The 15939-nt window shown below is 51.0% G+C and carries 14 protein-coding genes; 1 reads left to right on the forward strand and 13 read right to left on the reverse strand.

The window, feature by feature from the left end:
- Positions 1–38 precede the first annotated feature (38 nt).
- The 7 genes from CF651_RS13125 to CF651_RS13155 form a co-directional block, all read right to left on the reverse strand.
- Positions 39–2285 carry a heavy metal translocating P-type ATPase gene (locus CF651_RS13125; protein ID WP_094015299.1) on the reverse strand — a complete coding sequence of 749 codons (2247 nt, stop codon included), beginning with the start codon at positions 2283–2285 and terminating at the stop codon, positions 39–41.
- A 100-nt stretch (positions 2286–2385) separates the two neighbouring features.
- Complete coding sequence (locus CF651_RS13130; RefSeq protein ID WP_094015300.1) at positions 2386–2586, reverse strand: cation transporter; 201 nt, start codon at positions 2584–2586, stop codon at positions 2386–2388.
- A gap of 20 nt (positions 2587–2606) precedes the next feature.
- Positions 2607–2936: a metal-sensitive transcriptional regulator gene (locus tag CF651_RS13135; protein WP_094015301.1), complete on the reverse strand. Its 330-nt coding sequence runs from the start codon at positions 2934–2936 to the stop codon at positions 2607–2609.
- Positions 2937–3103: 167 nt separating this feature from the next.
- Positions 3104–5692, reverse strand: coding sequence for a DNA internalization-related competence protein ComEC/Rec2 (locus CF651_RS13140; protein ID WP_094015302.1), 2589 nt, complete (start codon positions 5690–5692; stop codon positions 3104–3106).
- A 97-nt stretch (positions 5693–5789) separates the two neighbouring features.
- Positions 5790–6296, reverse strand: coding sequence for a deoxycytidylate deaminase (locus CF651_RS13145; protein WP_094015303.1), 507 nt, complete (start codon positions 6294–6296; stop codon positions 5790–5792).
- 39 nt (positions 6297–6335) lie between these two features.
- Positions 6336–7631 carry a homocysteine synthase gene (locus tag CF651_RS13150; RefSeq protein ID WP_094015304.1) on the reverse strand — a complete coding sequence of 432 codons (1296 nt, stop codon included), beginning with the start codon at positions 7629–7631 and terminating at the stop codon, positions 6336–6338.
- A 128-nt stretch (positions 7632–7759) separates the two neighbouring features.
- Positions 7760–8338, reverse strand: a complete 579-nt coding sequence (locus tag CF651_RS13155) for a ComEA family DNA-binding protein (protein WP_094015305.1) — start codon at positions 8336–8338, stop codon at positions 7760–7762.
- Positions 8339–8471: 133 nt separating this feature from the next.
- Here CF651_RS13155 and comER point away from each other — a divergent pair, with 133 nt between their 5' ends.
- Positions 8472–9305 carry a late competence protein ComER gene (gene comER, locus CF651_RS13160; RefSeq protein ID WP_094015306.1) on the forward strand — a complete coding sequence of 278 codons (834 nt, stop codon included), beginning with the start codon at positions 8472–8474 and terminating at the stop codon, positions 9303–9305.
- 105 nt (positions 9306–9410) lie between these two features.
- On the opposite strand, the gene leuS is transcribed toward comER, so the two are convergent.
- From leuS to CF651_RS13190, 6 genes are all read right to left on the reverse strand, one after another.
- The gene (gene leuS, locus CF651_RS13165) at positions 9411–11861 is read right to left on the reverse strand and encodes a leucine--tRNA ligase (protein WP_094015307.1); all 2451 of its coding nucleotides are present in this window, start codon (positions 11859–11861) and stop codon (positions 9411–9413) included.
- A gap of 593 nt (positions 11862–12454) precedes the next feature.
- The gene (locus CF651_RS13170) at positions 12455–13264 is read right to left on the reverse strand and encodes a class I SAM-dependent DNA methyltransferase (RefSeq protein WP_094015308.1); all 810 of its coding nucleotides are present in this window, start codon (positions 13262–13264) and stop codon (positions 12455–12457) included.
- Positions 13265–13394: 130 nt separating this feature from the next.
- A complete protein-coding gene (locus CF651_RS13175) occupies positions 13395–14288 on the reverse strand; it encodes a CvfB family protein (protein ID WP_094015309.1) in 894 nt (297 codons plus the stop codon).
- A complete protein-coding gene (rsfS, locus tag CF651_RS13180) occupies positions 14285–14632 on the reverse strand; it encodes a ribosome silencing factor (protein ID WP_094015310.1) in 348 nt (115 codons plus the stop codon). Before rsfS ends, CF651_RS13175 begins: the two co-directional genes overlap by 4 nt.
- A 109-nt stretch (positions 14633–14741) precedes the next feature.
- Complete coding sequence (gene yqeK / locus CF651_RS13185; RefSeq protein ID WP_094015311.1) at positions 14742–15326, reverse strand: bis(5'-nucleosyl)-tetraphosphatase (symmetrical) YqeK; 585 nt, start codon at positions 15324–15326, stop codon at positions 14742–14744.
- Positions 15304–15903 carry a nicotinate-nucleotide adenylyltransferase gene (locus tag CF651_RS13190; RefSeq protein WP_094015312.1) on the reverse strand — a complete coding sequence of 200 codons (600 nt, stop codon included), beginning with the start codon at positions 15901–15903 and terminating at the stop codon, positions 15304–15306. Before CF651_RS13190 ends, yqeK begins: the two co-directional genes overlap by 23 nt.
- Positions 15904–15939: the final 36 nt, after the last annotated feature.

Below are 15939 nucleotides of genomic sequence, written 5' to 3' on the forward strand. Positions count from 1 at the left end.
TTACTGTCAGAATCGCCATTTTTCATTGCGGCTAAACCTTACCGGTCATGAAGCTTTACTTTTTGCAATCGAAGTGCATTCAGGACGACGGATACGGAGCTTAGTGCCATTGCTGCGCCCGCTAACCACGGAGCAAGAAATCCGAGGGCGGCAATCGGAATGCCGATGACATTATAGGCAAGCGCCCAAAACAAGTTTTGCTTGATGTTGACCATCGTTTTCTTACTCATAGCTATCGCATCCGGAATACTATTGAGATCTCCGCGCATCAGCGTCACATCGGCAGCTTCCATCGCCACGTCTGTTCCGGTTCCAATAGCCATACCGATATCTGCGGATGCCAATGCAGGCGCATCATTGATGCCGTCGCCGACCATGGCGGTTTTCTTGCCTTGCTGCTGCAATTTTTTAACTTCAGCGGCTTTCCCGTCCGGCAGTACCTCGGCCAGCACCCGATCGATTCCGACTTGAGCAGCAATAGCTTTGGCTGTTCGCTCGTTATCTCCCGTAATCATTAACACTTCAATGCCTTGGGACTGCAAGCGGGCAACCGCCTCTTTGGACGTTTCTTTTATCGTATCCGCCACGGCAATGATCCCTGCAAAACGACCGTCTACGGCAATCAGCATCGCTGTTTTTCCTTCCGATTCCAGTTGTTCCATCCGGCGTTCCCCTTCTGAAGCCATGCTGACATTATTTTGGGTCATGAGCTTCCGGGTGCCGACCAGAATCGTTCTCTGATCAACAACAGCACGTATTCCGTACCCGGGAATCGCTTCAAATGCTTCCGCATTAGGCAGCTCAATGCCTTTGTGACGGATCCCCTCCACCATCGCCTCTGCAAGCGGGTGCTCCGATAGCTTCTCTGCCGCCCCGACGAGACGGAGCAGGAACGGTTCCTCAAACCCTTGTTCCACCAGGACATCCGTTAATTCGGGCTTTCCTTTAGTAATCGTTCCGGTTTTATCGAGGATCATCGCTTGAATCCGGTGTGTAGCCTCCAGATGCTCCCCGCCTTTGAACAAAATGCCCAGCTCTGCGGCACGGCCGGAGCCCGCCATAATTGATGTAGGAGTAGCCAGACCAAGGGCACAGGGGCAAGCAATAACGAGAACGGCTATCGCTTTCTCCAATGCTTCGGCAAAATCGCCGGGCTGGATTGCGAAATACCAGATCAGAAACGTCAATAACGCAATTCCGACAACAATCGGTACGAAAATACCGGAGATCACGTCGGCCACCCGCTGAATCGGCGCTTTAGAGCCCTGCGCTTCCTCAACGACTTTAATAATTTGCGCAAGCACAGTCTCCTTGCCGACCTTCTGCGCTTTGACTTTCAGCACCCCGTTCTTATTGAGCGTCGAACCGATAACCTGGTCTCCGGCCCTTTTTTCCACAGGAATACTTTCTCCGGTAAGCATGGATTCGTCGACAGAGGACACCCCCTCCAGCACTTCGCCGTCCACAGGAATTTTATCTCCCGGCTTTACCAGCACGATATCTCCTAAAATCACCTTGTCCAGAGGCAGCTGCAGCTCCTCCCCGTCACGGAGAACATAAGCTGTCTTCGCCTGCAGGCCCATGAGAGACTTGATGGCTTCCGAAGACCGGCCTTTGGCCATAGCCTCGAACAGCTTACCAAGCAGAATCAATGTGATTAACAAGCTGCTGGTCTCATAATAGAGCTCCACCTGACCATGACCGTGTCCGGTATTGGCGAGTGATTGAAATGTTAAATATAAGCTGTAAAAATAAGCCGCTGACGTTCCCAGTGCAACTAGCACATCCATGTTGGCACTTCCGCCGCGCAATGCTTTAAATGCACCTACATAAAACTGCCATCCTATGACAAACTGCACGGGTGTAGCAAGTGCCAGCTGAAACCATGGATTCATAAATAAATCCGGGAGCCAGATAAACGAAGTGAATGAAAAATGACCGACCATCGCCCATAAGAGAGGAATGGATAATACCGCGGAGGTGATCAGCTTTACCTTTTGCTTTTGCAAGTGAGCCTTGCGCCCAGCTCCTGTCTCATTCGCGGATTGCTGAAGCTGGGCTTTGTATCCCAGCTGCTCTACCTTTTTAACCATATCGTCAATCGTCACAGCGGAGGATTCGAATTCCACATGCGCAGTCTCAATAGCAAAATTCACTGTGGCATGCTTAACACCATCCAATCGGTTAAGTCCCTTTTCAATTCGATTCGCACATGCGGCACAGGTCATGCCGGATATTTCCAAAGTAGCTTGCTGGTTGGATTCGGATGCTGCAGCGTTGCTCATACTCTTCACCTGCTTCTTATAATTTACTTCTCAAAATACCCTGCGGGGGTATATTTTAGAGCGAATAAGGGAGCCATCTCCCGATGGCTCCATAACCGCATTACACGATATCGTAGCCTTGTTCCTCTATCGCCTCTTTGATCGCTGCTAATGTGATGCTGGATTCGTCATAATCTACAGATACGGATTTGGCGCCGAGATCCACTTTAGCGGATGCTCCAAGCTGCTTCAACGCTCCTTCAATAGAATTGACGCAATGTCCGCAAGACATACCTTCCACTTTTAATTTTACGTTTGTCATATCGATACCCTCCAATTGGTTTATTTCATTAATTTATTCACTGTAACAAGAAGCTCCTCGATGACCTCCTGGTCGCCTGCCTGAATTCTTTCAATGACACAGCTTTTCATGTGACCTTCCAGCAGAAGCTTGCCTACACTATTCAAAGCAGATTGGATGGCGGCTATCTGATTCAGTACGTCATCGCAATAAGTATCCTTCTCGATTAATCCTTTAACACCTCGGATTTGACCTTCGATGCGATTCAGCCGGGAAATAAGATTCGACTTCATTTTATCTGAGTGATGACTTTTCCTCTCACCCTCATTCGTACAGCAATCCTGGTGTGCACCCGCTACGAATTCATCCATTATGCTCTCACCTCTTGAAACTAATATACTATACCCTCATAGGGTATGTCAACGGGTAAATATCTATTTTTTTCTTCACGCGAAAGCCTGCCAACCGTAACTCTATTCTAGATTGTTCCGTATCCCCGGTCTTATACATCATTCAACTTCTTTATGCGGCTATCCATCTATGGAATCAGCTTGGTCCTTACCCGTATCTCCCCGTCAGAATTCACACGCATTTGAATCTCGCCCTGCCGGTCGGTTCGAAAAACGCCTATTCTCCGCTCATGCAATCGATCCGTCACCTGAGCATTCGGGTGCCCGTATATATTATGAGCCCCTGCTGAAATGACTGCAAGCTTTGGCTTCCACGCGTCTAACCACGCCGGGCTTGAAGAGGTCTTACTTCCGTGATGAGCAATTTTTAACACATCGACGGGTAAGATTGCCGCCTCCTCCGGGGTATTGGAAAGGGCTGCACCGAAAGCAGGGTCAATTACTCTATCTCCTGCTGCGGATTGCTGCTTCAGCCTGCGAAGCACAGCTTCTTCCCCCGCCTGATCCACATCCCCCGTAAACAACCACCTTGTCTGCTGCATCTTCATCACAAACACAATAGATTGTCCATTTTGCTCCTTCTCCAATCGAATCGGCGCTTCTCTTTCCTCCTGAAAAGGAAACAGCATATGCAGCGCGGTCACTTCATCTACCTCCAAGATATCGCCGGAATAGGCTTTAACCAGCTGAGTCCCTTTATCTAACGCCGTTTCAAACAGCTTCTCCACCGCTGGGCCTGGCTTGAAGGTTCCGTTAAATACGAGCTGTTTTACCGGAATTTGCTCCAGCACTGCCTGCAGCCCCCCGATATGATCGGCATCCTGATGGGAGATGAACAAGTAATCAATCTGCTGTATCCCTCTTTTCTTGAGCAGAGGAACTAGCAGCTTCCGCCCTACTTCATAAGGATCCTTCCGTTCCTTCCACTCCTCCCCGGGCTTACGGAAAGACACCGTTCCCCCTCCATCAATCAGTAGGATGCTGCGGCTCACCGGAGAACGAACCAGGATGCTGTCCCCTTGCCCTACGTCAATGAAATCCACCTCCCCATCCTTGCTCCAACGCTCGGCATAGTAGCCCCAGAACAAAAGCAGCATCATCCAAAGCGTCCCGAAGGCAAGCAGCAAAGGGATGGCGGAAGCCTTCAAGCCCTCGGACAGCGGCGACCTCATCGTATGCGATCCAAGCATAGGTCTTTGTTCTGCTGGCCGCAGCCCTTCCTTGTAAAGGTACACCCCATATAACAAAAGAACACCACCGCCATAATAACAAGCAATCCAGGCGAAGCCAGGCGTACCCCAAATCGTTTGAAAGGCATCCCAGCCGCTGGCCAGATCTACCAGCCAGAATATCCAGCCGTTTAGCTTCGCAACAGCCCAGGCAATTGCCTTCCCCGCAGGCAAATAAGCTAACCCCAGCAGCATAGCCGCCGTTCCGGCAGGCATCACAGCCATGCTGAATAAAGGAACAAGACAAAGATTCGCGGCTAAAGAAAGCAGCGAGAATTGATTGAAATAATAAATGGAAACGGGAAACGAAACCGCTTGAGCGACGATAGCAATCGATAGCGCGTCTCTCCAGGAACGGGATCGGATGGGCAGCAGCCGGTTTACCGCAGGAACGCCGAGAATGAGGCCGATAGTTACCAGAAAAGACAGCTGAAAGCTGACATCGAGCAAATAGTACGGCTCCCAGACCAGCATCCCGAGCCCAACCAAAAGGACGACATGCAGCCCATCCTTCAAAGCATGGCGGTAGGCGGCATACAAAGCGATCAAGGCCATCAGACCTGCCCGGACAATGGATGGGGAAGCTCCTGTAACCGCTATATATAAGGGCATCATGATCATCGCTGTAATTAAATACGTTTCCCTCGTAAAGCCCAGCTTCCGCATGAGCCAAACCAGGCAACCCAAAAAAATTGTCACATTCAAGCCCGAAATCGCGATGATGTGAGTCAGACCCAGCTGAGAAAACTGCTGAAACTGCTGAGGGTCCAAATCATCCGTCAGCCCGATCAGCATTCCTTTCATAAAGCCGGCTTGCTCCTCAGGAAACAATTGTTCCACGCCGCTGCCCAGCCGATCCCGCAGCTGGTCGTTCCAACGCAGAAGCATCCGCCAATTCCAGGAAGAGGGCGGATGCACCTCCAGCTGCTCAGCTCCCTTCACGGCGACCTGCCAATGAATATGCTGCAGCCGCAAGTAACGCCGGTAATCGAAGCCGCCAAAGTTGCGCGCTTCCTCGGGCAGCTTGGCTGTGCCCAGCAATGACACCTTATCCGCTCGGCTCCACTGCAAGGCCGATTCCTGTTCCCGCTTCGTCAACAACTTGACGTTCACAAGAAACCGTTCCGAACCCTTCCCATCCGACTCCAAAATAAAAGTGGCCTTATCCCCATCCACCTCCACCGGGGTAGCAATCGTTCCTTGCAAAGAAACCGATGTCCCCGTCACGAACGTATCCGATGAAACGAAACTGTCGGATAAAGAAGAATGGTTGACCCGATCATAACCCCCATAATATCCCGCGGCAATTCCTATGAACAGCAAACCGCAAACGATTTTATGCCCGGGAAAAGGCACCAGCCAGAGCAGAACGGATACAATACCCAGTATAAGACTGGTAGTAAAAGAGAGCTTGGATAGCGGAGCAATGATCGCTAATGCGTAACCAGCAGTCCACAGCAGCGTTACGGCAACGATAGGCCTTTGGATGGCTTTCGCCTCCTTCTAATAATATATCGACAAAAAAAGAACCTCCCCGCTGCTGCAAGCAGTGAAAGAGGTTCTTCCTCAGGCAAAGCTATTCAAATTAATGCTGGACTTCGGCCATCGTCCCCTGCGGAGGCTCATACGCTTCCAGGCAGCGGAAGGTAATTCCTTTTTGCTGCATCAGCGACTTGACCTTGTCACTATCCTTGGGATACGGCCGGTGATACACGATTTCACTGATTCCGCTGTTCGCCAGCATATTGGCGCAGGTCCAGCACGGCTGATCCGTGACATAAACGACGGAGCCCTCCCGATCCTTCGGATCCGTGAAAAGCAGCAGATTTTGCTCGGCGTGAATCGTCCGGATGCAGCGCTGTTTTTTGACTACCTGCTCGTCACCTCCCTGATTGAGAAGCTCGAACTCCTCTACCAGCATGCAGCCTGCCTCCGAGCAGTCAGGTACGCCCATGGGAGCGCCGTTATACGCTGCGCCCAGCAGCTTTTTACCCTGAACCAGCACCGCCCCTACATGCCTGCGGCTGCATTGGGATCGCGTCGAAGCCATATAAGCCATATCCAAGAAGTAGGTATCCCAATCTTTACGCATGTATGATCTCTCCCAATCCTATCTCATCTTTATCTAATCTTACGCCTTCTGACTGGCAGCAATCGCTTGATCCAAATCATATAAAATATCATCAATGGATTCTGTACCGATGGATAGACGGATCATGCCCGGGCTTACCCCTGCAGCTTCCTGCTCCTGCTCGGACAATTGCTGATGCGTCGTACTCGCCGGATGAATGATTAGAGACTTGGAATCCCCGACGTTGGCCAAATGCGAGAACAGCTGCACATGATTGATCACTTTGCGGCCTGCTTCAACTCCGCCTTTAATGCCGAACGTCATAATCGCCCCCTGACCTTTAGGCAGATAGGTTTGAGCCAAATCATAAGAAGGATGGCTCGGCAGCCCAGCATAGCTTACCCAATCCACCGCCTCGTGTGCTTCAAGAAACTGTGCTACCTTCAGTGCGTTGGAGCTGTGACGTTCCATACGAAGATGGAGCGTTTCCAAGCCTTGCAGCAGCTGGAACGAATTGAACGGGGAAATGGCAGCCCCCATATCGCGCAGCAGCTGTACTCTGGCTTTAATAATGTAAGCGATAGGACCTACGGCATCCGTATACACGACGCCATGATAGCTTGGATCCGGCTCGGTCAGACCCGGAAATTTGCCGCTTGCCTTCCAATCGAAACGTCCGCCGTCTACGATGACACCGCCGATGGAAGTACCGTGTCCACCGATAAATTTGGTAGCCGAATGAACGACGATATCTGCCCCATGCTCGACAGGACGGCACAAATACGGGCTTGGGAACGTATTGTCGATAATGAGTGGAATGCCATTCTCATGAGCGATAGCGGCAACCGCTGCAATATCCAGCACGTTGCCCTTCGGATTTCCAATCGATTCGGCAAAAATCGCTTTTGTTTTCTCGTTAATCGCGCTGCGGAAATTTTCCGGATCGGTCGGATCTACAAAATTCACATGAATGCCCAGCTTCGGCAATGTCGTAGAAAATAAATTGTATGTACCGCCATACAGACTTGCCGCGGAAACAATCTCATCGCCGGCGCCTGCAATGTTAAGAATCGAATAAGTAATGGCTGCTTGTCCCGACGCGGTAGCCAAAGCCGCAGGCGCCCCTTCCAATGCCGCAACCCGCTTCTCGAACACATCGGTCGTCGGATTCATCAAACGCGTATAAATATTGCCGAACTCCTTCAACGCAAACAGGTTTGCCGCATGATCCGTATCGCGGAAGCCGTAAGATGTCGTTTGGTAAAGCGGCACAGCGCGGGACATTGTCGTTGGATCAATCTCTTGTCCTGCGTGAACTGCGAGTGTTTCAAGGCCTAGCTTACGTTCTTCTGACATGGTGGTTCCTCCTTTAAAATAGGCAAATGGGATGAATGCTGCTAGTATCCATACTTGAATACTGCGAGTATCCATACTATTTTCTCATATTTGGTAAAAAAACGGAAGCGCTGTTATGCTTTATCGGATTAAGGCTCCAAAGTAAGATAAGGCCTCATTTTTTCAAGCAGCTTCTCCCCTATGCCCTTCACGTTCAGAAGCTGCTCTACATGCTGAAACCGTCCCCCCATTTGATCCCGGTAGGCAACGATCGCCTTCGCCTTACTCTCCCCGATCCCCGGAATCGCCGTCAGCTGCTGGACATTAGCTGTGTTCAATGGAATTTTGGCAGCGGCTTTCCCCTCTGTCAACGGCTCCGGCTGCGCTGGCGGCTGGACCTGTGGTGATGATTTCCCCTCACTCGCATTCGTGGTTGAACTAGCCGTCTTGGCTTGTTCCGAGGAACCCGAGGAGCTATCCGCCTCCTTCGCTCCCTTGCTCTTCCCTGAGCCGGCTGCAGCTGCAGGTTGTTCCTTCCCTGCCCTGTCGCTATCCGACTGCTCCGACAGCAATTCACGCATTTCCTCATCTGCGGTACGCCAGCCCGATTGTGCATGAGAGGCTTCAATCCACAACGAATATCCGAACCAGCCACACACGCCTAAGATCATGCAGCATATAACCAAAACAAGCGGAAGCGTCTTTTTATTCCAGGTCCATCCCGACATGAATCATCCATTCCCTCCATTCTTATTTATCCGTAAGTGTCAAGAAGACATCCTTGCTGCAAAGAAATTAACATATTCACCACCTTTAGCTCATATGGATTAAGAAGGCTGCAGTTATTCAGGGGGGATGGTCATGAGAGTAGGATTCATAGGCACAGGCAGCATGGGCAGTATACTCATCGAAGCATTCATTCAATCGGGAGCTTTGAACCCGGATCAAATTGTGGCAACAAACCGTACGATCGATAAAGTGGAGCGATTGGCAGCATCTTACCCCGGCTTGCGGATCGCTGTGTCCAATATAGACGTTGTGAGCAACAGCGATATGTTCTTCATCTGTGTGAGACCTGGCGACTATAAAGCCGTTCTCGCTGAAATCGGGGAAACCGTCCATCCTTCACAAATACTGATTTCGATCACCAGTCCAGTGCTAATCCGGCACCTTGAGGAGCAAGCCCGATGCAAAATCGCCAAAATCATTCCGAGCATCACCAACTATGCGTTAAGCGGAGCGACACTCTGTATTTACAGTGACCGCATGACCGTTGAAGACGAAGAGGTTCTGGAAAACTTGCTTTCCCATATTAGCGCTCCTATTCGCGTATCCGAGAAATACACAAGAGTATCGTCCGATCTTACCAGCTGCGGCCCCGCCTTCCTCTCCTATTTCATTCAAAAATTTGTCGATGCCGCCGTTCAGGAAACCGGTATATCGGAGCAAGAGGCCACCCAACTAGCCAGTGAAATGACATTGGGCACCGGCAAGCTCCTGACCACAGGCGGGTTTACGCCGGAGGCTATTCAAAAACGCGTATCCGTTCCGGGAGGGATTACTGCCGAAGGACTCCGCATAATGGAAAAAGAGCTGCGCGGAATGTTCAACCATGTGATCCGCACAACTCATGCTAAATACGAAGAGGATTTGGAAAAGCTGGAAGCACAGTTTTTGAACACCAAGGTGGACTAAAGCGATGCTTTCGCTATTCCGGTATGAACCGCCCTGCGTATGGCTTGTCGCCTGCTGCAGAGCGGTTATTTGTTTGGTTCATGCTGATGAACAGCTTCGGACCGATTAGCCTACTACGATGTTGACCAGCTTGCCTTTAACCGCGATCACCTTGCGCACAGCTTTGCCTGCCATCGCTTCCTGGACTTTGGACAGTCCCATAGCAAGCTCCTGCAGTGCCGCTTCATCGGCGTCCTTGGAGACGCTCTGGCGCTCGACGATTTTACCGTTCACCTGAATGACGATTTCGACTTCGTTATCTACAGTCCAAGCTTCATCGTAGGTCGGCCAAGCTGCATAGGTGATGGATTCGGTATGACCCAGCTTCTCCCAGAGCTCTTCAGCCAAATGAGGTGCGATCGGCGACAGCAATTGTACGAAATGCTCCATGGCTTGCTTCGGCAAAACGTCGGTTTTATACGCTTCATTGATGAAAATCATCAATTGGCTGATCGCAGTGTTGAACCGCAGCGCCTCCATGTCCTCCGTAATCTTCTTGATCGTACGATGCCATACGCGTTTGAAAGCATCGCTGCCTTGCGAAGCATCCGCAGTCACTTTATTGTTCAGCTGACCTTCTTCATTAACGAACAAACGCCAAATACGTCCCAAGAACCGGTAAGAGCCTTCCACCCCGTTCACATTCCACGGCTTAGTAGCCTCAAGCGGGCCCATAAACATTTCATACAAGCGCAGCGTATCCGCACCGAATTCATTCACGATTTCATCCGGATTGATGACATTGCCGCGGGATTTACTCATTTTCTCATTATTTTCACCCAAGATCATGCCTTGGTTGACCAGCTTGTAGAACGGTTCTTTCGTTTCGACGACACCCAAGTCATACAGCACTTTATGCCAGAAACGGGCATACAGCAAGTGCAGTACGGCATGCTCGGCACCGCCGATATACAGATCAACCGGAAGCCATTTGCGCTGAAGCTCCGGCGAGCACAGCTCCTTATCGTTCTTCGGATCGATAAAGCGCAGGTAGTACCAGCAGCTTCCCGCCCATTGCGGCATCGTATTCGTCTCGCGGCGAGCCTTCATGCCGGTTTCCGGGTCTACCGTTTCGACCCACTCCGTCACGTTGGCCAGAGGGGATTCCCCTGTGCCTGAAGGTGCGATGTGATCCACATCCGGCAGCAGCAGCGGCAATTGGTCCACAGGGACCGTCTTCATCGTGCCGTCCTCCAAATGCAAAATTGGAATCGGCTCTCCCCAGTAGCGCTGGCGGCTGAACAGCCAGTCGCGCAGACGATACGTAACTTTGCCATGGCCTTTTCCGTTCGATTCCAGCCATTCAATCATCTTTGCAATCGCCTGTTCATTGTTCAGACCGTTCAACAGCTCCGAATTCACATGCGCGCCGTCGCCTGCGTAAGCTTCCTTCGTTACATCCCCGCCTTGAACGACTTCCACGATAGCCAGATCAAATTGCTTCGCAAACTCCCAGTCACGCTGGTCGTGTCCAGGTACAGCCATAATGGCTCCGGTACCATAACCGCCCAGTACGTAATCCGCAATCCAGATCGGCACTTTGCTGCCGTTCACCGGGTTGATAGCATATGCCCCTGTGAACACACCTGTTTTGTCCTTTGCCAAATCCGTACGTTCCAGGTCGCTTTTGCGGGACGCCTTCTCCTGATATGTTTTAACCGCCGCTTCCTGTTCAGCAGTCGTAATACGGGATACCAGCTCATGCTCCGGCGCCATAACGCAATAGGTCGCTCCGAACAGCGTATCCGGGCGTGTGGTGAATACCTTCAACCCTTCACCCGCGTGACCGTCAATCACGAACTCTACCTCAGCGCCCGTGGATTTGCCGATCCAGTTGCGCTGCATGTCTTTAATGGATTCGGACCAATCCAGCTCTTCCAGATCCTCAAGCAGACGCTCCGCATATTCGGTTATTTTCAGTACCCATTGACGCATCGGTTTGCGGATGACCGGGTGGTTGCCGCGCTCACTCAAGCCGTCGATGACTTCCTCGTTGGACAGTACGGTTCCAAGCGCAGGACACCAGTTTACCGGTACCTCGTCTACGTAAGCCAAGCCTTTATTGTAGAGCTGGATAAAAATCCACTGTGTCCATTTATAATACTCCGGATCCGTTGTGCTGATCTCACGGTCCCAATCATAGGAAAAGCCTAGCGATTTGATTTGACGGCGGAAATTATCGATATTCTTGAACGTAATGTCCCGCGGATGCTTGCCTGTGTCCAAAGCATGCTGCTCAGCCGGCAAACCGAATGCGTCCCATCCCATCGGGTGAAGTACGTTATAGCCTTGCATCCGCTTATAGCGGGATACGATATCCGTTGCAGTATAGCCTTCCGGGTGACCTACGTGCAGCCCTGCACCGGATGGATAAGGAAACATATCCAGCGCATAAAACTTAGGCTTGCTGTCATCCTCCAGCACTTTGAATGTCTTATTTTGTTCCCAATACGCCTGCCATTTCGGCTCCACGACCAAAGGGTTGTAGCCTTGCTGTTCTTTCACTTCCTGCGTCATTTCCTTGCTCCTCCTTCAACATTTAACGGAAAACGTTCGTGCTTTCTATGCTACCAAAAAAGCCCCTCATCGCTAGCGCAACGCTAGGGACGAGAGGCATGCTTCCCGTGGTACCACCCTAGTTAACAGCGGGCATGCTTTGCCCGTGCTCACTCTTCCCCTTAACGCGGGGGCAACGACGAGGGTTAGGGCCGGCTGCAAGTCACGGTGACTAACCGCGGCTTCGATTCCAGCTTTTCTCCTCTGGCTCCAAGACGAGTTCACTCTTGATCATTACCGGCTTGCACCCTTCCGCCGGCTCTCTGCCAAATGACGCCAAGTTACTACTTCTTATCACAGCTATGTGGATATAAAGCGATTATATGTAAAAATCGCCAAACATGTCAAGTGTGCACGGCCTGCTCCCGGATTAGATTCCGCATAAACTGGGAAAACTAGGGACAAATTCATCGAATACACTATTTTTCACGAGAGGTGACAACTATGTCAGGGCTTTGGAACGGAATTGTATTATCCTTGCCGCTGTGGGGGATGATCCTTTGCATTGTGCGGCTCATTCTGTCCCTTTAACAAAACAAGCCATCCAGAACATGCTATTTATGTGCCACAAAAAATGCTCTCTGTGTCGTATCCGTCACCGGCTTCCATGCAAAATCCCCATATGTCTCAATGTCCCGAAAGCCTGCGGCCTGCAGCTGCTGCTTCATCCATGCCAAATCATAAGCCCTTTGCACATGCAATTCATCTATACGACGAAATCGTTCCTGCCCCTCCGCCGGTTGGGATGACAAGGGGTTTCCGTTACCATGGTAAGGCTCCTCCTTGACAAAAATCGTCAAAGCATGCTCAATCTCACAGCGTTCCTCATCCAGCTCACTAGTCCAAATATAGGCAATGTCATCCTCATTCAAAAAAAACGGCTGCTCCTCAGCATAAGCTTGCAGCTGATAAGGAGTATGAACATCAAACACGAACGTCCCGCCCGGATTCAGCCCTTCAAAAACTTGAACGAAGGTTTGGGCAACCTCTTCTTCCTCGAGCAAATAATTTATGCAATCGCACATGGAGATGACCGCATCCACCGGCCGATGCAGCTCCCACTCCCGCATATCCTGCTGAAGCCAAGCAATAGAGCCTCCCGCAGGAAATATCTGCGCACGCTCGCTCTCCTGCATTTTTTGCTGAGCGACCGCCAGCATATCCTCCGACAAATCGATGCCGTACACTTCATATCCTTGTTTGGCCAATGGTATAGACAAAGCTCCCGTTCCACAGCCCAAATCTACAATCGACCTGGGTTGTCCGTTCTTTATCCAGCATTGTTTGAGAAAATCAAGCCATGCCGGATAAGGCATTTCTTCCATAAGCCGATCATAATGGTATGCGAACCGATCATAAGCCATTCCATTCATCCCCTTCCTTATCTACGCACAAAAAAAACCGTCTCTGCTGCGAGGCTGGTTGTCCGCTAGCGACATTACATCGCTCTAGCAGAGCCCCTCGGCAAACCAGAGCCGGTAGGTAAAGCTCATATTATTGCTCTTGCTGCGCTTCCTGCTTCAAATGAGTCCAGCTGCCTTGCTGGTATACCAAACCTTCACGCATCAGCTTTCCGATAGCCCGTTTGAAAGCCGACTTGCTAATCTGGAACCGCTGCATGATCACATCAGCCGGCGTCTCGTCCGAATAAGGCATAGCCCCATTAGGCCGTTCCCGCAGCACAGCCAGAATCCGCTCGGCGTCTTCATCACGTCCTGCTTCCTTCGGTGCTCTCATCGTGCAGTTGACGTTGCCGTCTTCACGCACATACCCTACGCGCACCTCAACCTCTTCGCCCAGACGCAGAAGACGCGTCCGTTCGGAGGAATGAATCATCCCGATCACGCCGAAGCCAATCACGCCTCCGTCGAGTACGAGGAAGGTGCCCATTTGCAGCGGCTTGTACACCCGGCCTTTGACCGTAGTGTTCTTCCAGCTGGCTGGTGCATCGAAGCACAATGGCTTCAAATCATGCTCACTCGCCGTCTTCGCGATCAATCTTCCCTGACGGTCATGGGCGAGGATAACGAATACCTTATCCCCAACTTGGGGACGGAGCTCTGGCAGCTCCGGCTGCTCTCTGAACGGCAGCAGCAAATGACGGCCCAAGCCCATTTCAAGAAAACAGCCGAACCGGCGGTGAATATCGACAACCTCCAGCAGAGCCACTTGACCCAGCTGAATTAGCGGTTCGCGCATCGTTGCCGCCAGACGGTCCTCCGAATCATAGAACAGAAACACTTCGACTTCCTCGCCGACAGGAACATCGCCTACAGCTTCACTGTAATGCAGGAGTACATCCTGCACACCATCCGTCAAGAAATATCCGTGAGGCGATACTTCTCTCGCTACCTCCAGATCATACCACTTACCCGCTTCCAGACTCATACTCTCTCTACCACTTTCGCATCCGACCAAAGCCGTTCAATATTGTAATATTCACGATCATCGCGGTGGAACACGTGGACCACTACATCGCCCAAATCGACCAGCACCCAGCGCGCCGTATCCATACCTTCCATCCCGCGTACCTGTGCACCATGCTCTTCCGCTCTTTTCCGAACCTCCGTTGCAATAGCCTGTACTTGTGTTTCGGAATTCCCGTGACAAATCACAAAATAATCTGCAATCATCGAAATGCCCTGCAGATTCAATGTGATCAAATTCATCGCTTTTTTATCGTCAGCCGCGTCAACGACTAAACTCATCAATTGATCTGGATTTACACTCATTCCATGTCCTCCTAGACGTTTTCTTTTGCCATTATTGTATCTATCCAAGGTTTTGCTAAGGCCCGGGAAAATCTATGCCCGCCGCTGCGCTATCCTTAATCACGAATAGCTAAGACTCCGGCAGCTCCGACTGTTTGATTTCATCAATCAGGCCGTTTCGCGCGTAAAGCGTTTGCGGATACACCTTTTTCCCATGTTCCAGCAAAAACCGTATCGTTCCATCGAACGCGGTAAGCAATGCCTTCTCTACACTATGTTCGGCGATTTCACGAATATTATGCACTCCAGGGAAATCCCGCCCGGGCTCCATATAATCCGCCAAGCAAACCACCTTCTCCAGCAGCGTCATATGCTCCCTGCCTGAAGTATGATAACGGATGGCGTCCAATATAGCCTCATCGTCAATCCCGTAATCGCGTTTCGCAATATAAGCACCGGCATGCGCATGCCATAGCTCCTTGTCATAATCCAGCAGGTCCTGAGGCAGACCCTGCTCCCGGATCACTTTGGCCTGCTCCTGAACAGGCCAATACTTGCATACATCGTGCAATATCGAGGCGATATAAGCTTTATCCGCATCGCAGCCGTATTTACGCGCAAGCCATACCGAGGTTTCCATCACGCCCAATGTATGCTCCCACCGCTTGGCGGGCATCTGGGCTTTCACTCCTTCAATCAACTGCTTGCGTTCCATAGATACCGTTCTCCTCTATATATTCGTATACGCGGTCGGGTACCATATAGCGGACGGATTGCCCGTTGGCTATGCGGTTGCGGATTCTCGTCGAGGATAGCTCCATCAACGGCATTTCCGCCAAGGTGACGGCTGCCTGTACTTGTTCAGGCAAATCCTCAAGGTCCAAAATATAGCCTGGCCGCTTGAGCCCGATAAACGAAATCAAGTGGACCAGCTCCCCGATTTGATACCACTTCGGCAAAAATTGCACCATATCCGCTCCAATAATATAAGAAAAATGAATGCCGGGATGCTCCTGAAGGAGCAGCTTCACGGTATCGATACTATAGGATATGCCGCCTTTGCGAAGTTCGATATCGAGCGGACGAAAATACGGATGCGATTCCACAGCAAGCTTTACCATATGCAAACGCTGCTCCGCAGAAGCTTTCGGCGCGTGTTCCTTATGCGGAGGCACGTTCGTCGGCATGAACCACACCTCGTCAAGCCCCGCTTGCTCATAAGCGTGCTGTGCCGCAATCAGGTGACCGATATGAATAGGATCAAAGGTCCCTCCCATGATGCCAACCTTCATCCTTACACCTCTTTTTCAACAGAGATTAGGTTCTTT

Source organism: Paenibacillus rigui, from assembly GCF_002234615.1.
Taxonomy (GTDB): domain Bacteria; phylum Bacillota; class Bacilli; order Paenibacillales; family NBRC-103111; genus Paenibacillus_S; species Paenibacillus_S rigui.